The sequence below is a fragment of the Candidatus Pedobacter colombiensis genome (assembly GCA_029202485.1).
Classification (GTDB): Bacteria; Bacteroidota; Bacteroidia; order Sphingobacteriales; family Sphingobacteriaceae; genus Pedobacter; species Pedobacter colombiensis.
This window is the reverse complement of record CP119313.1, coordinates 252,726-270,411: the sequence shown is the minus strand read 5'-3', so window position 1 is coordinate 270,411 and position 17,686 is coordinate 252,726. Positions and strand designations below refer to the sequence as shown.

16 protein-coding genes and 2 tRNA genes are annotated in these 17,686 nt (G+C 40.1%); 8 read left to right on the top strand and 10 right to left on the bottom strand.

The annotated features are described in order from the left end of the window. Nucleotides 1-101: 101 nt before the first annotated feature. Complete coding sequence (locus P0Y49_01135) at nucleotides 102-1,244, bottom strand: hypothetical protein (GenBank protein WEK19758.1); 1,143 nt, start codon at nucleotides 1,242-1,244, stop codon at nucleotides 102-104. A 59-nt stretch (nucleotides 1,245-1,303) separates the two neighbouring features. Between P0Y49_01135 and P0Y49_01130 the strand changes: the two genes are divergently transcribed. Further along, nucleotides 1,304-1,966: a metal-dependent transcriptional regulator gene (locus P0Y49_01130; GenBank protein WEK19757.1), complete on the top strand. Its 663-nt coding sequence runs from the start codon at nucleotides 1,304-1,306 to the stop codon at nucleotides 1,964-1,966. Between the two features lie 43 nt (nucleotides 1,967-2,009). Next, nucleotides 2,010-3,296, top strand: coding sequence for a DUF2130 domain-containing protein (locus P0Y49_01125; protein ID WEK19756.1), 1,287 nt, complete (start codon nucleotides 2,010-2,012; stop codon nucleotides 3,294-3,296). A gap of 10 nt (nucleotides 3,297-3,306) precedes the next feature. On the opposite strand, the gene P0Y49_01120 is transcribed toward P0Y49_01125, so the two are convergent. Further along, nucleotides 3,307-4,059: a glucose 1-dehydrogenase gene (locus P0Y49_01120; protein WEK19755.1), complete on the bottom strand. Its 753-nt coding sequence runs from the start codon at nucleotides 4,057-4,059 to the stop codon at nucleotides 3,307-3,309. A 172-nt stretch (nucleotides 4,060-4,231) separates the two neighbouring features. On the opposite strand from P0Y49_01120, the gene P0Y49_01115 reads away from it, so the two are divergent. Beyond that, a complete protein-coding gene (locus P0Y49_01115; GenBank protein ID WEK19754.1) occupies nucleotides 4,232-4,537 on the top strand; it encodes a hypothetical protein in 306 nt (101 codons plus the stop codon). Here P0Y49_01115 and rlmF read toward each other — a convergent pair. The 8 genes from rlmF to P0Y49_01075 all read right to left on the bottom strand — a co-directional run bounded on the left by rlmF (nucleotide 4,534) and on the right by P0Y49_01075 (nucleotide 10,966). Beyond that, nucleotides 4,534-5,463, bottom strand: coding sequence for a 23S rRNA (adenine(1618)-N(6))-methyltransferase RlmF (rlmF, locus tag P0Y49_01110; GenBank protein WEK19753.1), 930 nt, complete (start codon nucleotides 5,461-5,463; stop codon nucleotides 4,534-4,536). The two genes, P0Y49_01115 and rlmF, sit on opposite strands and share 4 nt — an antisense overlap. 34 nt (nucleotides 5,464-5,497) lie before the next feature. Further along, nucleotides 5,498-5,572: transfer RNA gene (locus tag P0Y49_01105), tRNA-Val, on the bottom strand. Between the two features lie 45 nt (nucleotides 5,573-5,617). After that, nucleotides 5,618-5,695 (bottom strand) — tRNA-Val (locus P0Y49_01100). A 127-nt stretch (nucleotides 5,696-5,822) separates the two neighbouring features. Next, nucleotides 5,823-6,548 carry a DNA repair protein RecO gene (gene recO / locus P0Y49_01095; protein WEK19752.1) on the bottom strand — a complete coding sequence of 242 codons (726 nt, stop codon included), beginning with the start codon at nucleotides 6,546-6,548 and terminating at the stop codon, nucleotides 5,823-5,825. After that, on the bottom strand, nucleotides 6,538-6,897 hold the full coding sequence (locus tag P0Y49_01090; GenBank protein WEK19751.1) for a diacylglycerol kinase family protein: 360 nt from the start codon (nucleotides 6,895-6,897) through the stop codon (nucleotides 6,538-6,540). The genes recO and P0Y49_01090 overlap by 11 nt, the downstream gene beginning before the upstream one ends. 59 nt (nucleotides 6,898-6,956) lie before the next feature. Beyond that, the gene (locus tag P0Y49_01085) at nucleotides 6,957-7,433 is read right to left on the bottom strand and encodes an OsmC family protein (GenBank protein ID WEK19750.1); all 477 of its coding nucleotides are present in this window, start codon (nucleotides 7,431-7,433) and stop codon (nucleotides 6,957-6,959) included. Nucleotides 7,434-7,494: 61 nt separating this feature from the next. After that, nucleotides 7,495-10,041: a phospholipase C, phosphocholine-specific gene (locus tag P0Y49_01080; GenBank protein ID WEK19749.1), complete on the bottom strand. Its 2,547-nt coding sequence runs from the start codon at nucleotides 10,039-10,041 to the stop codon at nucleotides 7,495-7,497. Between the two features lie 103 nt (nucleotides 10,042-10,144). Beyond that, complete coding sequence (locus P0Y49_01075; GenBank protein ID WEK19748.1) at nucleotides 10,145-10,966, bottom strand: ATP-binding protein; 822 nt, start codon at nucleotides 10,964-10,966, stop codon at nucleotides 10,145-10,147. 242 nt (nucleotides 10,967-11,208) lie between these two features. Here P0Y49_01075 and P0Y49_01070 point away from each other — a divergent pair, with 242 nt between their 5' ends. The 5 genes from P0Y49_01070 (at nucleotide 11,209) to P0Y49_01050 (ending at nucleotide 17,684) form a co-directional block, all read left to right on the top strand. Further along, on the top strand, nucleotides 11,209-12,354 hold the full coding sequence (locus P0Y49_01070; GenBank protein WEK19747.1) for a glycoside hydrolase family 88 protein: 1,146 nt from the start codon (nucleotides 11,209-11,211) through the stop codon (nucleotides 12,352-12,354). Nucleotides 12,355-12,443: 89 nt separating this feature from the next. Then, nucleotides 12,444-13,727, top strand: coding sequence for a PQQ-dependent sugar dehydrogenase (locus tag P0Y49_01065; GenBank protein ID WEK19746.1), 1,284 nt, complete (start codon nucleotides 12,444-12,446; stop codon nucleotides 13,725-13,727). 8 nt (nucleotides 13,728-13,735) lie between these two features. Continuing rightward, the gene (locus P0Y49_01060) at nucleotides 13,736-14,176 is read left to right on the top strand and encodes a cytochrome c (protein WEK19745.1); all 441 of its coding nucleotides are present in this window, start codon (nucleotides 13,736-13,738) and stop codon (nucleotides 14,174-14,176) included. A 137-nt stretch (nucleotides 14,177-14,313) separates the two neighbouring features. Next, a complete protein-coding gene (locus P0Y49_01055; GenBank protein ID WEK19744.1) occupies nucleotides 14,314-15,705 on the top strand; it encodes a LutB/LldF family L-lactate oxidation iron-sulfur protein in 1,392 nt (463 codons plus the stop codon). 2 nt (nucleotides 15,706-15,707) lie between these two features. Beyond that, entirely contained in the window at nucleotides 15,708-17,684 is a 1,977-nt protein-coding gene (locus P0Y49_01050) for a dehydrogenase E1 component subunit alpha/beta (protein WEK19743.1), read from the top strand. Nucleotides 17,685-17,686 lie beyond the last annotated feature (2 nt).

The window sequence follows — 17,686 nt, the reverse complement described above, 5'->3', positions numbered from 1 at the left end:
CCTTTAACCAGAAAAGAATGGATTAATATAGATCGTATTGTTATGATCATACTGTTCCTAAGCGTCATAATCGGTGCAATTATTTTCTCTTAAAGCTTATTTTAAAGTAGTAGCGTATCTATCCGATGTGCCTGAACCCGGCGTTGTTCTGAAGACCAGGTATAAATGGTAAAATGTCCATCTTGCGAAGCCACAAGCGCAGTAGCATCTCTCTGGTCATGAACAAACTGGGCAGCCGAAAGATGCCTGGTGCCTCCTACTTTTGCAGGATGCATTACAACGGCCGAACCTCCATAAATTGGCTCTGAAAACGACAGCTCATCAATATTCTCTTTTCCCTTGGCCCGACCTATTTTGGCTCCAAAAGCCAGCAATTCATATTCATTGCTGATAATGGTTGCACCATCCACTGCCGTTAATCCGGCGAGATGTTCAACTTCTCGTTTTAATGCTGTTTGCCAAAAAATCTGACTGGCTTCTTTCCTGTCTTGTTGCAATAATTTAGATAAGCCCGTAAATGATGGCTGTATACCATATTGGATCGGCTTTATAATAGATTGGAGCCAGTTTCTTGTTTCAGTTGGGACAACCAACAGGGTTCCTCCTCTGCCATGTGCTCTCATTGAGACTGCCAGCTGTATCAATACATTAACAGAGTCATTCCAATAAGATGGTACGGTAAGATCAAGAAGTGACATGAGCATTGGCGGACAATCGGGTACATTGGTATGATTCCCATCTACCATTTTTACCTGATCGCCCTTAAGTACTGCAATATTTGTAAACTTTCCGAAGCCGTAAATTCTACGGTGTTTAATCACCAATAATGCCGGCTCAGAAACATCCAGTACGAAACAAAAATTAGGGATACTCACCGTAGTTCCCCATACATATAATTCACCTTCCTCTATCCAAATCCCCAGGTGGATACCTGCACGTTCTACTCCAGGAGCAATTTTGGTAAGTGTACCAGGATTTAAAGGTAACCGATGCTTAAAAAGCAAGGGATTACCGGCTTGTTCGGGTGGCAAAAAGGCAAGAGATATTTTTGGAGAGTGCCCCTCCTCTTTGCGTAAACTTGCCCAAAAAGTAGCATCAATAATTGCCTCAACAACATTTGCAGTAGGCAGTGGTGCAAGATCTTCTTCACCGCTCTCGGTAGCAGCAGCAAGGTGTTGTGCAAAAATCGCTTCCACTTTCGGAGCGATAATTTTTGCTGCCTGATACGTTGTACGGTAAATCATGCCATAAAGTTAATTGATTTCCAGAAACATATTAAAAACTATTTATCTAAGTTTGCAGGATGCTATCTTATACAGAAGAAAACTATTTAAAAGCGTTATTAATGCTCAGCTTTCAAAACGAAGAAAAACCGGAAGTCGGCACCAACGAAATGGCAGCCTATTTAGGTGTAAAACCTGCTACAGCTACTGATATGCTTAAAAAGCTGAAAGAAAAAGAGCTGGTTATTTACCAGAAATATGGTAAAATTTCACTCTCCGAGCTAGGTAGAAAGAAAGCAACTGCTATATTGAGAAAACATAGACTTTGGGAAACCTTCTTATACAAAAAACTAGATTTTAGCTGGGATGAGGTACATGAGGTAGCGGAACAACTGGAGCATATTCAATCTGAAAAACTGGTCAACAGGTTGGAAGAATTTCTTGATTTCCCGGAGTTTGATCCACATGGAGACCCAATTCCGAAAGCCAATGGCGAGATTCCTTCCATCGACAAAACTTTATTATCAGCAGTAACAATTGGCGAGGTATGCAAGGTTGTTGCTGTTAAGGATACCTCTACCCCATTTCTTCAATATCTTGAAAAACTAAGCATCACCATCGGCACCAAAATCAAAGTATTAGAAGTGATAGACTTTGATGGCTCACTAAATATCCAAATTGAAGAGGAAGAACCAAGAAGTGTGTCCATGAAATTTGCAGAAAGCTTGTTTGTAAAGAGATAGTAGTAGATTTGTACTGCTCCATTAAACTCCAATACCCCAAAATATGTCTACAGAAATAAAATGCCCTAATTGTGCCCACACTTTTCCAATTGAAGAAGTAATGGCCGAGGAGTATAAAAAAGATCTTCGTGAGAAGATGGTTTCTTTTACCAAGCAAAAGGATGAGGAATACAATAAAAAGCTTACTGAATTTGCGCAACAGCAAAAGCTGCAAGAGCAGACTTTTGAACTTCAAAAAAAGGAGCAGGCCAAAGCTTTTGAACTAAAACTTGAAGAAGAGAAAAAGCAGTTACAGGGTGTATTGGAAGAAAACTTACGTAAAAGCATCTCTTCTGACTTTGAGAATAAGTTGCAAATGCTCGATAATGCCAATAAAGAAAATGAAGAGAAACTGAAATTGGCGCGATCTAAAGAACTGGACTTTATGAAAAAAGAACAGGCTATGAAGGACAAGGAAGCAGAATTGGAGCTCGAAATCCAACGTAAGTTACAAGAACAACGTGCGGAGATGACGGAGCAAATCCGTAAACAGGAAGCTGAAAAAACAAATTTAAAAGACACGGAACATCAGCTAAGGGTAAAAGAGCTAGAAAAACAACTTGACGATCAGAAGAAACTCGCAGAAGAAATGAAGCGTAAGGCAGAACAGGGATCTATGCAACTTCAGGGTGAAGTGCAAGAACTGATTCTGGAAGAGCTATTGCGGAATGCCTTTCCTTTTGACCTGGTTAGCGAAGTTGGAAAGGGGGTGCGTGGAGCTGACTGCGTTCATCACATCAGAAACCAATTTGGCCAGGATTGCGGTAAAATCATTTACGAGAGCAAGCGTACCAAGGATTTCTCTATGGAATGGATTGAGAAGCTGAAAAAAGACATGCGCAGTATGGGGGTTGATGTGGCTGTAATTGTAACTCAGGCCTATCCAAAAGGAATGGACTCTTTTGGGGAAAAGGACGGGGTATGGATTTGTTCATTTGAAGAAGTGAAAGCTGTTTCTTATATCCTTAGAGATGGTATCGTTAAACTATTCAGCGCAACGAAATCTCAGGAAAACCGCGGCGATAAAATGTATATGCTTTATGATTATCTAACCAGCAATGAATTTTCCGAGCAGTGGAAAGCCATTAGGGAAGGGTTTATGAGCATGAAACTATCCATACAGCGGGAACGCGATGCAATGGAGAAATTGTGGAAGGCCAGAGAAAAACAACTGGAAAAAGTGATGCTCAATGCAACACACATCAGGGGATCTATTGAAGGCATAGCCGGTACAGATAGCATCCAGCTAAGCCTTACAGATGACGATGATGAACCTTTATTACTGGAATAAATATTTTCTATTATTGGGCAAGATACCCACCATCAGCAACATAATAAGCTCCTGTAACAAAAGAAGCCTTATCAGAGGCTAACCACAATACGAGCTCTGCAATTTCCTGCGCTTCGCCTAAACGCCCTATTGGATGTAATTTCACCAATCCCTCCATCTGTTCTGGGCTAAGGTGTTCCTCTAGCAAAGGCGTTTTAATATAGCCCGGACCGACAGAATTAATGCGGATTTTCTGATCGGCATATTCAAGTGCAGCAGATTTAGTTAAGCCCACTACACCGTGTTTAGCTGCCACATAAGCAGGAGAGAATTTTGTACCAACCTGTCCCAAAATAGACGCCATATTAATAATGCTACCACCTCCGCTTTTCAAAATGGCAGGGATCTGATAACGCAAACCATAAAATACACCACTCAGATTAATTCCAATTACTTTATCCCAGCTTTCAACAGGATATTCACCTGTAGGCGCTGCTTCTCCCCCAATTCCGGCATTGTTTACACTAATGTGTAAAGCTCCATAATGGGCTACAGCCTTCTTTACCAAACTATCATTATCAATTGCTTTGGAAGTATCCGCTTTTATAAATACCGCCTCACCACCTTTTTGTTTGATCTCCACTACCACAGCGTTTCCATGCTCCTCATTAATATCCGAAACAACAACTTTTGCACCTTTAGCAGCAAAGATAAAGGCAACAGCTTTACCAATACCAGAACCAGCTCCGGTAACAACAGCAACTTTATTCTCTAAACTTTTCATATGACATATTTTATGATAATGGTCAGTCTTTAAAAAGGCCTAACCTTCTTTAAACATATAATTACAACGCATCATTAATCAATAATGTTTGTAAATCAAATGTCAGTTCTACAGCTAATCATATTGGATTTGAACTTTGAGCTGCGTTACTTTGTATTGTCAAATTAAAAAAATGATCTACGCCAAAAAGAAAATACAGAACAATGCAAACCTTGCCGCACAAACCGCAAAGATCATTGCCAATGTAAATGAACTGGAGCAAAAGAATTTAGTAAAGATTGAAGGGAATGAGGTTTTTCTTTATCCGGAAATCTGGAAAGATAAAGCCACTGCCTTAAACTGGATAAAATGCCTGCATTTATACTGCATGGTAAAAAAACGCTTTAAGGAAAGTGACACGCTTAATTTTAAGCATTTTGTTACCGGAGAACTGATCGGCACTTTTAAAAACAAAAAGGCAAGCGTAAGTATTTTCTAGTGGCGCCATTTTTCTTTCTCAGCGGCATTCAGATAGGTCCAGGCTACAAAACGGCTGATCTTCTGTCCTTGTGCCATTTCAACCGTTTTAACTTCTACCACTCCTGCGCTTTGCAATGCCTTATAAATAAATGGCAAATTACCGCTTTTTGAAACCAGACTAGAAAACCACAAACATTGATCGGCTATATCCGCGCTTTCATTGATCATATTCCTGATAAAAGACACCTCTCCACCTTCACACCAAAGCTCAGTATTTTGTCCGCCAAAATTCAACACTCCGTGACTTGCCTTACCTTTACCAAGATTACGGGTTTTCTTCTTTGAGCCCGCAGCGGCTTCTGCAGCTGAAGCATGAAAAGGTGGATTGCAAATCGTAAAATCGAATAACTCACCCGGTTTAACAATCCCTTTAAAAATATGAGCTTTATGTAGTTGATGTTTTAAGGTTATCGCATCTGACAAAGGCTTATTAGCCGCTACAATGGTTTTTGCCGCTTTAATAGCTAGAGAATCAATATCCGACCCAACAAAACTCCATCCGTACTCCTGATGCCCTATAATTGGGTAAATACAATTAGCACCCACACCTATATCCAGCCCTTTCACCATTTTTCCTTTTGGAACAACACCACCGTTGTTTTGCGCAAGCAAGTCAGCTATATAATGAATATAATCGGCCCTGCCTGGTATTGGTGGACATAAATAGTTTGCCGGTATATCCCAATGATCAATCCCATAAAAATGCTTCAACAAAGCTTTATTTAACATTTTTACGGCAACAGGGTCAGCAAAATCTATCGATTGATCTCCATAAACATTTACAGCAACAAATGGAGCTAAGCCAGGCAAGCTTTTAATCAATTCAGGAAAATCGTACCTGGAGCGGTGTTTATTTCGGGGATGAAGGATATTTTTTTCTACCATGAAAACAAAAAAGCCGGATATTAATCCGGCTTTGTGGGAGATACTGGGTTCGAACCAGTGACCCCCTGCTTGTAAGGCAGGTGCTCTGAACCAGCTGAGCTAATCTCCCCTTGGTTCTACTCTTTTTGTTTTAAAACAGCTGAGTTGCTGTTTTTGGTGGGAGATACTGGGTTCGAACCAGTGACCCCCTGCTTGTAAGGCAGGTGCTCTGAACCAGCTGAGCTAATCTCCCCTTGGTTCTACTCTTTTGTTATAAAAACCAGCCGAGTTAAGCTGTAACATTCGATCAAGGATCCCCTCGATTTGGGATTGCAAATATACACCCTAAAATCATTTTTGCAAAAAAAGATGTGTTTTTTTTATGAAAGGACATCTTCTAATACTTGATGAGATCGAATATCCCCAAAAGAGGCTGTATGTAATGTATAGTAAACCAGTATTTTATCCAAAATCAATCGCCGGGTCTGATTCTCAATATTTATTTCATTTATTTTTTCAAAAGGCAAAGAAAATAAAGAAATGAATAACGAAGCTTCAGATTTATGGAGAAAATTAGGATGCACAGGAATAGAGGATCTGAATTCGCCCTCCTGCAAATCAAAATAACTTTGGTCACTTTTAGTTTCTGTACTTGGTGCAAATCCTAAAAAACGGGACAGCTTCAACAAAAAAGCAAGGTGAAAATTTACGTTCATCTCTTCCGCTTCGTCGAACCAGCTCACTGCACTAAATATAAAATCAAACAAATACTCATCGGTGGTTTGCTGCCTGATGCTTTTGTATAAAACTTCATTTAAAAAAAGAACAATGGTACTCTTAATAATGTCGTAAGGAATACTGCGAAAAACTGGAGATGGCCTAAGTTCAGAAACACGTTGTATACTCGTGTTCACTTTATGATAAACCACCATATCTACCAGGTGCAGTGGCTGCAACATATTCATACTTATTTTGGCTCTCGGCTTCTTTACACCATTGATCATATAAGACTGAATACCAAATTTTTCCGTAAAAATCTGCACAATTACACTGCTTTCGCTATACAATGTAGTTTTTAAAACTATGCCTCTGGTTTTATGTAGCACAGTTAAATATTTTGGGAACAAAGATGATCAAACCAATAATTACAGCGGCAATAGCTATCATAAGTACAGCAGCAGCAGCAGCATCTTTAATGATCTTAGCTTTGGGGTGAATTTCAGGAGAAACCAGATCAACCAATACTTCTATAGCCGTATTGAACAATTCTGCCATCAATACCAATCCACTCGCTGCAATGATCCAAAGCCATTCGCTGACCGACAGCTTAAACCACCAGCCTGCGATACTTACTACAACCAAGGCAAAAACATGTATTTTAAAATTGAATTGGCTCTTAAAACTATAGCCCAATCCGGAAAATGCGTAGCCAAAACTTTTTATAAACCTACCCATACTTATCATTCTGTATCAATTACAAATATACAAAGTAAGTTAGGATTGCAGCGTGGGGGTTACCCACGCTCTACTACACATTGCGGTTCATGTTTAATTGGAAAATTACAGGAATTAGCAATAAAACACATCTTATGTGCCTGATCGTGCAGTGCATTTGCCTTTTCAATATGTTTCTCATCTGTAATCACTACAACCGGATTAAGCACAACCTCGTTAAAATGGCCACTTCCATCAGAATTTTCAGTCATCTTACCTATTGGATTGTCCTTGTAATCCATTACAATAATTTCATTTTGCGAGCATAAGTGCAAATACCATAGCATGTGGCAGGACGATAAAGAAGCTAATAAAAGATCCTCGGGGTTATGTTTTGTTTTATCACCAAGAAATGCGGAGTCAGAAGATCCAAATATATCAGGCTTATTGTCAATCGAGATAATATAATTTCTGTCGTAAGACCTATAATCCATTGTTCCCGAGCCTTTATTGCCCGCCCATGTAAGTTTCGCTTGATATTGATGTTCTTTAGCCATAACTAATCTCTTTTATTGTTTCTACCAATTTAAACAAACTTATTTATCATTAGTAAATAATCTAAACAATTCCACCCATCACCGGATCACTAAAGCCGGCAAGTCCGTCTTCAACTCTTCCGGCATATCTTTGCTCAAAACGCTCTGCTCCTGCAACCATGAGAATAAAATCATACCAGCTATGACTCTGTTTTAAATCCAGCACCAACTCCTGACTACTTCCTGCAGCTACTTTCTTTCTAACATCATTTTTATGATAGCCAACATCTTTAATAGTTACCTCATAATCCTTCGAAGCATCTGTATTCACCAGCTTCAACAACACATTACCCGTTGGCTTACCGTTTGCCACATTGCGTTCGTAGGTGCAAAATACATTGAGTCGCGGATTATTAACAGTTCCCTTAAATTCCCGATAGTAACCATTAGGCCCATTTACCCTAAGGTGATACTTCCCGTCCTCAAAAGCATCAAGCGGCCAACTGTAAGCTAAAATATCACCTGCTTTAACTGCAAATGACCAGTTTCTACAAACCTGAGTACCTATATTATCCGAAGTATCAGTAAACTTCTCCGGTGCATAAACCGTAAATGGAGCACCTGCAGCATTTTTGCCAAAAACAGCGTCTCCAGCTTTTAGTTTTATTTCAAAATGCTGCTTATTATCCTGCAATTTACCATCGGTATACAATTCATACGGCAAAGCACAAGAAGGACGAATACCTTTCTCCTGCGTCGACATTAACCCACTAGCCTGTGGATTTGCTCCATACCTACCTAAGTCCGCATCCGTTATCTTTTTAAATCCGGACGGATCAGCTTTAAACCTGGCATTATAAATTGTTTCAACAGTATTATTGCGGTCAAGGAAATTGATTTTATCCACCTTCTCCCCATTAAAAGGAGTAAATACCGAGGTCAGATCGCCACATATCGTTCTACGCCATTCACTAATGTTATCGATTCTTATATTTTTATTGAGTTTCTTACTAAAAAACACTTCCAGAAATTGCAAGGTAGAGGTATGATCAAAAACCTCTGAGCAAACCCGACCACCTCTACTCCATGGCGAAGCAATCAGCATAGGCACTCTAAAGCCCAATCCAATAGGCGCTTCCCGTGCTGCCTTTTCGGGAATTCCTTGTTTCAATTCATTAGCAAGCCTGACATACTCTATCTCTGTATCAATTCCTTTTGAGACCAAACCTGTTGCCGGAATTTTAGCATCCGGAATAGAGAACGGGGGGACATGGTCAAAGTAGCCATCATTCTCATCATAAGTCGTGATAAAGATTGTCTTTTTCCATACTTCAGGGTTTTTGGTCAGAATATCCAGAACTTCCGAAACATACCATGCGCCATACCATGGTGCACTTGGGTGATCAGAAAAATTCTGAGGACCCGCCAGCCAGGAAACAGCAGGCAGTTTACCCGTATTTACATCTTTTCTGAATTGATACAATACATCCCCTTTAGGCACAGTCACCTCCCGCTTAGTATTACCCTCTTCATAAGTCAACGTCGTAATATCCCTGAAATCAGGATCACCGGAATTGATCACAAAAGCCCTTTTAAACAGAGACTTTTGCTGATCTGTTAATTTATCATATGCTTCCTTGCTCCATTTTTTTAATTCTGAAGCCGCATTATCCAGTGCTTCCAGTTTATTTTTCAGATCAGCTTTTATTTTCCTGGCGGCAGCATCACTTGAAGGGCTCGCTTCCTGCAGTTTATTTATTTCACCCGGAAGGGTTTCTACCAGTTTTTGCAGGTTTTTAATATATCTTGATGAAAACTTCACATTATAAGCAGCAAAAAACTCTAACAAGTTACAGCCAAAATTGCTTAACCAGGCACGTTCTTCGCCTTTATATCCACCCCCACAACTCAAATCATTCTGATAAAAGCCCCATGTCACATTGTTTTCTTCGAGTACTTCCGGGAAAGCTTTCCAGGGTAGTTTTCCATAACTAAAATCATCATTTCTGATGTTTACTTTTTGCAATCCATCCAAATCATAACTAATCTTACCCGTCCAAAAGAAAGAGCGGTTAGGTGTGGTACTCGTCATGCCTGAACAAAAGTTCTGATCGCATACCGTAAAAGCATCTGCCATGGCATAATTAAAAGGCAAATCTTCACGGGTATAATGCCCTAGAGTTAAAGGCATGTCACTATACTTTTTATTCCCTGATCTTTTCGCTGTCAACCATTGATCATATTTTCCATTATGATAAGCATCAACCTGACTAGCCCGCGAATGCGGCAAATCACCCATCCAGGTAACTTTAGAATCTTTAATATTTAAACGAAATGGGACGTAAGTATCTCCAAGCGCATTGGTTTGCATCCATACCGGTTTTTGGTTTGGAAGTGTTATGGCCCGAGGATCATTAAACCCCCTTACACCTTGCAGGGTACCAAAGCAATGGTCAAACGACCTGTTTTCCTGCATTAAAATGACAATATGTTCAGCGTCAAGAAAGCTACTCCCCAATTTTGGGTCAATAGCCAGTGCCCGCTGTATCGATGCCGGAAGCATGGTCGACAGTCCGGCAGCACCAGACAATAACAATGATTTTTTAATAAATGCTCTTCTTGATTCCATAATTGAAACTTGTGTGTATCGGTAACCTAATGTATTTAATCAGGCTTCGAATTTCAAGTTTTTAAATTACGAATTCGGGCATTCAATATGAAATCCTTGTTAATTATTTAAGCTGGTATGCCATTACCGTCTTTTTATAAAAAGTAGGAATGTATAAAATCTTTTTTACCGGATCATACCCAAGATCGGCAGTATTCTTTTTCTCTAAATGTGTATCCAGCATCAAGTCATATTTACCATCCGCATACACATAATATACATAGCCTGCCCAGCTGGTAAACAAGAAGTCGCCATTTCCAACAGGTTCTAATCCATCACCTCCATTTGGTAATTCTGCAATTCTAGTCATCTTCTTTTGTGCATCAGCTTTCCATATTGTTTTCCCGCCCACAATAAATAGATCAGTACCAATAGCCTTTAGCCCATTTACACCACCAATATTTTCCATGTATACGGAAGGCTTACCATTTTCTATTTTGTGAATACGTTTGGTTTTCGAGTCCGAAACATATACAATTCCCTTATCACTAACCGTAATATCATTCAAAAACTTCGCGCTATCTATCGGTATTATCCGTGTCACTTTACCTTTTGCAATATCTATCACCACCACATCAGATAAATCTGCAGCATACATCACGTTACCAATCCTGCCCAACCCTTTTGGCGAGTTTAATCCCGTTATCCAGTTCAGGTCAATTATTTTTCCATCCATTCCAATTTTAGCTACCCCTCCTATCCCGTCCTTATCATTAGGATTATTACCCATTTGTGAAGCATACAGTATTTTATTTTTTGTATCAGGCAACACCGACTCGGGCAGATCAACCACACTGTCAGTTTCCCAAAGCTTTACAAGGCTATGTTGCGCCTTCGCACTTACAGATAAAGCAATTATAAAAACCAAACCAAGATACTTCTTCATAATGTTAATTTTAAGATTAAGGTTAACACACTAATTTACTCATGCAATTGAATAATAATCAACTAAAAAATACTGTTCCAATTTAGCTAAGTTCTAAGCGATTTTACCATTAACACCAAATTATGGCTCAAAATGCCACAATGCAGCTCTACCAGCGATCCGCACATTTTTAAAGCATCAAATAAAAGCTAACTTTAATTACACAATCAACCAAATAAAAGCTTATTTACGAAGCCATAATTATGAACAAAAACTATATTTTAGGTATAGCCTGTCTTGCATCCACCATCATGGTAACAGGGCAAGGCGACCTTTACGCTCAATCTAAGGATGCTGATTTAAAAAACTGGCCAAAGGGTGCTTCACCAAAAGAAATTGGGACAAAAGTAGCTGACCATTTTATTGAAACCCCGCATACCAATTTTAACAGACCTGGTCCACCAAAGGTGATCACCTACCCTGAAACCTGTACCTGGTACGGTGCATTAACTTTTGCTAAAGAAAGTAAAAACGGTAAACTCTTAGAAAAACTGAAAGAACGTTTTGAACCATTATTTGGCGTCGAAGCTAAAATGATCCCTGTACCTGATCATGTAGATTACAGCGTATTTGGTTCTGTTCCATTGGAATTGTATATGCAAACCAAAGACAAAAAATACCTGGATTTAGGCATTTCAATAGCCGACAAGCAATGGGGACCACCCGAAGGGCCTAGAGTGGTAAAAGAATCGCAAGGGTTTTACGATCAAGGTTATACCTGGCAAACCCGTTTATGGATTGATGATATGTTTATGATTACCGCTTTACAAGCGCAAGCCTACAGAGCCACCGGCGATCAGAAATATATAGACCGTGCAGCTAAGGAAATGGTATTTTATCTGGATCAATTGCAAAGACCTAACGGATTGTTTTATCATGCTCCTGATGTTCCTTATTATTGGGGACGTGGAGACGGATGGATGGCTGTGGGAATGGCCGAACTATTGAGGTCTGTACCAAAAACAAATCCTAATTACGCCAGAATCATGAAAGGCTATAAAGATATGATGGCTTCACTCCTAAAATATCAGGCAGAGGATGGCATGTGGCGCCAGTTAATTGATCATCCGGAATCCTGGCCGGAAACTTCAGCCACAGGAATGTTTACTTTCGCCATGATTACCGGTGTCAAAAATGGCTGGTTAGATAAGGAGATATATGGCAAGGCCGCACGTAAAGCCTGGCTTAAGCTGATCACTTATATCAATGAGAACAACGATATTACTGAAGTATGTGAAGGTACAAACAAGAAAAACGATTTACAGTACTACTTAGACCGTAAAAGAAATGTTGGCGATTTACATGGACAAGCGCCTATCCTTTGGTGTGCAACTGCTTTATTACGTTAACTAATGAGAAAGTCGGAATAGAAATGGTATTTTTAAGTAGTCAATTATAAAATTATTCCGGCATCTTAACTTTTTTAAATAAACAACTGATGAAAAAAATACTGTTAATACCTGTTTTACTTAGCGCGCTGGTGTTTTTCACATTATATGCATTTAAGGACATATCCACTCTCGGCGGCCCTAAATCTGATGCAGACAATGCAGGTTTAAAACTCACTGAAGGATTCGGTGCTCTAAAGGTTGCTGATATAGGTGCAAAAGCAAGACATCTTGTGGTTACACCTCAAGGCACCATCTATGTAAAACTGGCCAAAGTAAAAGATGATAAGGGGATCATTGTACTTAAAGAAAATAGTGACGGCAAGGCCCAGATCACCGGAGGATTTGGCAACTATGGTGGCACTGGCATCTACATGAAAGATGGGTATTTGTATGCTTCTTCAAACAAAGAAGTATTTAGATATAAGCTAAACGATAAGAATGAAGTAATTGATCCAAATAATCCTGAAACCATCGTTAAAGGTTTAAAAATGGGTCGCCAACACGAAACTAAATCACTTGTACTGGACAACGATGGGAACCTGTATGTAAACATAGGTGCACCTTCAAACTCTTGCCAGCAACAAGATCGCGGTTTAAGATCACCCGGTATTCCAGGATGCCCTCTATTAGACTCCGCAGCTGGAATCTGGCAATTTAAAAAAGATAAACTGAATCAAAGCTATAGTGAAGGTGTACGTTATGTTACCGGAATGAGGAATGTAGTGGGCCTTGACTGGAACCAACAAAACAACCAATTATTTGTAATGCAACATGGCCGGGATAACCTGAACAGCTCATGGCCGGAAATTTACAACGAAAAAGAATCTGCAGAGTTACCGGCAGAGTGCTTATATGCCCTAAAAAAGGGAGACAATGCAGGCTGGCCTTTCATGTACTATGATGGCTTACAACACAAAAAAATTGTAGCTCCGGAATATGGTGGCGATGGTAAAAAAGAAGCTGATGCCAAATACCTGGATCCGATTGTTGCTTACCCTGCACACATGGCTCCTAATGGACTATTGTTTTATACTGGTAAAATGTTTCCTGAAAAATATAAAAATGGTGCTTTCATCGCTTTCCATGGCTCATGGAATCGCGCGCCTGAGCCCCAAAAAGGTTTCTTTGTAGTATTCCAGCCATTTAAAAATGGCAAACCATCTGGCAATTGGGAAGTCTTTGCTGACAACTTTGCAGGCACACCAGAAAAAGCAGCGATGGGCAGAGCGGATCACCGTCCATGTGGACTAGCACAAGGTGCTGACGGTTCTCTTTACGTAACGGACGATCTGAAAGGAACCATCTATCGTATTGTTTACAACAAAAAATAACAAATAGAATGAAAAGATTCTTAATGATCTTAATGATCTTAACGGCGGGAGGGATAAGGTTATCTGCTCAAACAAAAGGGAAAAAGGCCACTGTAACGAAGCCTAAAGTGACTACAGGTGCAATAATGGCCAATGGAAAAAAAATTTATGGCCAGCAGTGTTTAGTATGCCATATGGCAGATGGTGGTGGGGTTCCAAACATGAATCCTCCGCTTATTAAAACATCTTATGTATTGGGTGATAAGACAAGGTTGATCAATGTAATCCTTAAAGGACTTACTAACGGTGAGGAAATAGACGGAGAGACTTATACCAATATTATGCCTGCGCATAATTTCTTGAGTGACCAGGAAATTGCAGATGTATTAACATTCGTTAGAAATAGCTTTGGAAATAAGGCTGAGGGCATTTCCGTAGCAGAGGTAAAAGCAGAAAGGAATAAAAAATAGCTTCTTAAATAAACATTTTAAAACCTGCCTTACCCGGTAGGTTTTTTTATGCCCTAAATTTATCCTCATGCGGTAAACACATGGTAATATAAACCCGATATGCAAGTCATAAACTTAATTATTTTTATATTTGGAAGATGATGAAGGTATCTGAGGATTTTTTGGTTAAGGCAGATGAGAAGGCCTTTGATTTAGGGCATCGCACAACTATTAATTATAATATCGGCAAGTATAATACTGCCGTTGAGCGTGGCTTATCTAAATTCGAAAACCTGGAGAACTCCAAAAAGAAGGCTCATGTGATTAAATGGCGGGTAATGGAGAACCTGGATAAATATTTACCTGAGTTCGAATCCAACTTCCAGCGTAGAGGAGGTAAAGTAATATGGGCCAATACGACCGAAGAAGCGCAAAAAGAAATCCTCAACATCATCAACAAAAGTGGTGGCAAAACAGTAATTAAATCAAAATCTATGACTACCGAAGAGATTCACCTCAATGAATTTCTGGGAGAACATGGGATAGAATCATTGGAAAGTGATCTGGGAGAATATATTGTTCAGCTACTTGGACAACCTCCGTATCACATTGTAACGCCTGCAATGCACCTCAATAAAGAGGACATTGCAAAACTGTTTCATGAGAAATTTGGTACTCCACTAGACTATACGCCACAACAACTTACCCAAAAAGCACGTGAGCTTTTAAGAGAAAAATACCTCAATGCAGATATTGGTATCAGCGGTGGAAACTTTCTGATTGCCGACACCGGAAGCATTGCACTAACTGAAAACGAGGGAAATGCAAGACTTTGTACGACCTTCCCTAAAATTCATATTGCTATTGTTGGTATTGAAAAGATCATTCCTTCAATGGCCGACCTTGATTTGTTCTGGCCACTTCTTGCCAGTCACGGCACCGGACAAAACCTTACTGTATACAATACCATATTAAGCGGCCCTAAACGTGGTGAAGAAACCGATGGCCCTGAAGAAATGTATGTGATCCTGCTAGACAATGGCCGCACCAATTTATTGGCACAGAAAGACCAGCGTCAGGGCCTGTATTGCATCAGATGCGGGGCCTGCTTAAATGCCTGTCCTGTTTACAAAAACATTGGTGGGCATACCTACAACACTACTTATAGCGGCCCGATTGGTTCCATCATCACTCCCCACTTAAAAGGGATGAAGGAGTTTAAACATTTGAGCTATGCCTCCAGCTTATGTGGAAAATGTTCTGAAGTGTGTCCAGTTAAAATCGACATTCACAAAATGCTTTTGCTAAACCGAAGGGATGCCGCTGCAACGCATCAGAATACAAAAACAGAAGAAATTGGCTGGAAGCTTTGGAAAACCGGTATGCTAAAAAGGTCAAGAATGGACAGCTTTGGCGGAAAATTCAAGAATTTCCTGCTTAAATTCCTCTTTAAAAAAATATGGGGAAAATATCGCGAAATGCCTACCGTTGCTCCTAAATCTTTTGCTAAATTATACGAAGAAAAAAATAAGGGAAATCAAGACCTCTAACCATGACCTTCGACAGAAAAGACAAGGATAATGCAACGCTGCTAAATTTATATTTACGTTTACTTTATCCTCGAATGGTTGAGGAAAAGATGCTTATTCTACTTCGTCAGGGTCGTATAGGGAAATGGTTTTCAGGTATTGGACAAGAAGCGATTGCAGTAGGCAGTACACTGGCAATGCAAAATGAAGAATACATCCTCCCAATGCACAGAAACCTGGGTGTTTTTACTTCCAGAAATATTCCGCTAACAAAATTAATGGCCCAGTGGCAGGGTAAGATCAGCGGCTTTACCAAGGGCAGAGACCGCTCTTTTCATTTTGGCACACAAGAACACCGGATTATCGGGATGATCTCTCATCTTGGCCCTCAAATGGCCCTTGCCGACGGCATTGCACTGGCCGATCTGATTGGAAATAAGAAACAGGCAACTTTAGTTTTTACAGGCGAGGGAGCTACCAGCGAAGGTGATTTTCATGAAGCCATAAATGTTGCCGCGGTATGGAACCTTCCGGTCATCTTCTTAATAGAAAATAATGGTTATGGACTTTCCACACCGATCAGCGAACAGTTTAAATGCAAAGATCTGGTTGATAAAGCCATTGGCTATGGAATTGAAGGCTTTCAGGTAGATGGCAACAACATCCTTGAGGTTTATGACCTGATTGATCAGGTTGCAACAAAAATGAGGGAAAACCCTAAACCTGTACTCATCGAATGTTTAACATTCAGAATGCGTGGCCATGAAGAAGCCTCTGGAACAAAATATGTACCTCAGGAGCTATTTGAAGAGTGGTTCGCCAAAGACCCTGTCAATAATTTTGAGCAATACCTTAAGGAACAGCGCATTCTCAGCACCGAGTCCATAGCGGAAATAAAAGCCAGGTTTAAAAGCCAGATTGAACAGGATGTGGAAAATGCTTTTAACGAAGATGAGCCTGAGGCGAATACAGAAAGGGAGGTTAACGATATGTATTTTCCTTATGTTTCGACAGCCATCCCAGCTACCGGAGCAACAATTGAAATGCGATATCTAGATGCCATATCTGATGGGCTTAAAGTTGCCATGCACAAGCACAACAACCTGGTATTAATGGGTCAGGATATTGCTGAATATGGAGGTGCTTTTAAAATTACCGATGGTTTTGTACAGGAATTTGGAAAAGAAAGGGTACGCAATACCCCAATCTGCGAATCGGCAATTGTTGGAGCAGCCTTAGGCCTATCTATCAATGGCTATAAAGCCATGATGGAAATGCAATTTGCTGATTTTGCTACCTGTGGGTTCAATCAAATCGTAAATAACCTTGCCAAGACCCATTACCGATGGGGTGAAAAAGCCGATGTTGTTATTCGTATGCCTACCGGTGCAGGTACAGGTGCCGGCCCCTTTCATTCACAAAGTAATGAAGCCTGGTTTACAAAAACACCCGGCTTAAAGGTGGTATATCCTGCTTTCCCTAATGATGCCAAAGGTCTTTTACTAGCTGCAATTGAAGATCCAAATCCAGTCCTATATTTTGAACATAAATTCTTATATAGAAGCCTGAGTGGCCCTGTTCCACAAGGATTTTACACCCTGGAAATCGGCAAGGCAAATGTTTTAAAACAAGGCGAACAATTTTGCATCATCACATACGGCTTAGGTGTGCATTGGGCTTTATCTTATTTGACTGAAAACCCTGACCTTTCGGCCACTTTAGTAGATTTAAGAAGCTTGCAGCCATGGGATAAAGAAGCTGTCGCCAATGCCGTTAAAACAACAGGAAGGACTCTTATTTTACATGAGGACACCTTGAGTTCTGGATTTGGTGCCGAACTTGCTGCCTGGATCTCTGAGCATTGCTTTCAATATCTGGACGCCCCGGTAATGCGTTGTGCCAGCATTGATACGGCAATTCCGATGAGCAAAGTTTTAGAAGACGATTTTCTCGCAAAAAGCCGTCTGCAAGACACCATTAAACGACTATTGGCTTATTAACA

What these genes read in the sequence shown, in the direction of transcription:
- P0Y49_01075 (WEK19748.1), bottom strand. Translation starts at nt 10,966, where the DNA reads ATGAAGAAGTATCTTGGTTTGGTTTTTATAATTGCTTTATCTGTAAGT.
- P0Y49_01090 (WEK19751.1), bottom strand. Translation starts at nt 6,897, where the DNA reads ATGGGTAGGTTTATAAAAAGTTTTGGCTACGCATTTTCCGGATTGGGC.
- P0Y49_01085 (WEK19750.1), bottom strand. Translation starts at nt 7,433, where the DNA reads ATGGCTAAAGAACATCAATATCAAGCGAAACTTACATGGGCGGGCAAT.
- rlmF (WEK19753.1), bottom strand. Translation starts at nt 5,463, where the DNA reads ATGGTAGAAAAAAATATCCTTCATCCCCGAAATAAACACCGCTCCAGG.
- P0Y49_01115 (WEK19754.1), top strand. Translation starts at nt 4,232, where the DNA reads ATGATCTACGCCAAAAAGAAAATACAGAACAATGCAAACCTTGCCGCA.
- P0Y49_01055 (WEK19744.1), top strand. Translation starts at nt 14,314, where the DNA reads ATGATGAAGGTATCTGAGGATTTTTTGGTTAAGGCAGATGAGAAGGCC.
- P0Y49_01060 (WEK19745.1), top strand. Translation starts at nt 13,736, where the DNA reads ATGAAAAGATTCTTAATGATCTTAATGATCTTAACGGCGGGAGGGATA.
- P0Y49_01135 (WEK19758.1), bottom strand. Translation starts at nt 1,244, where the DNA reads ATGATTTACCGTACAACGTATCAGGCAGCAAAAATTATCGCTCCGAAA.
- P0Y49_01120 (WEK19755.1), bottom strand. Translation starts at nt 4,059, where the DNA reads ATGAAAAGTTTAGAGAATAAAGTTGCTGTTGTTACCGGAGCTGGTTCT.
- P0Y49_01125 (WEK19756.1), top strand. Translation starts at nt 2,010, where the DNA reads ATGTCTACAGAAATAAAATGCCCTAATTGTGCCCACACTTTTCCAATT.
- P0Y49_01080 (WEK19749.1), bottom strand. Translation starts at nt 10,041, where the DNA reads ATGGAATCAAGAAGAGCATTTATTAAAAAATCATTGTTATTGTCTGGT.
- P0Y49_01130 (WEK19757.1), top strand. Translation starts at nt 1,304, where the DNA reads ATGCTATCTTATACAGAAGAAAACTATTTAAAAGCGTTATTAATGCTC.
- P0Y49_01065 (WEK19746.1), top strand. Translation starts at nt 12,444, where the DNA reads ATGAAAAAAATACTGTTAATACCTGTTTTACTTAGCGCGCTGGTGTTT.
- P0Y49_01050 (WEK19743.1), top strand. Translation starts at nt 15,708, where the DNA reads ATGACCTTCGACAGAAAAGACAAGGATAATGCAACGCTGCTAAATTTA.
- P0Y49_01070 (WEK19747.1), top strand. Translation starts at nt 11,209, where the DNA reads ATGAACAAAAACTATATTTTAGGTATAGCCTGTCTTGCATCCACCATC.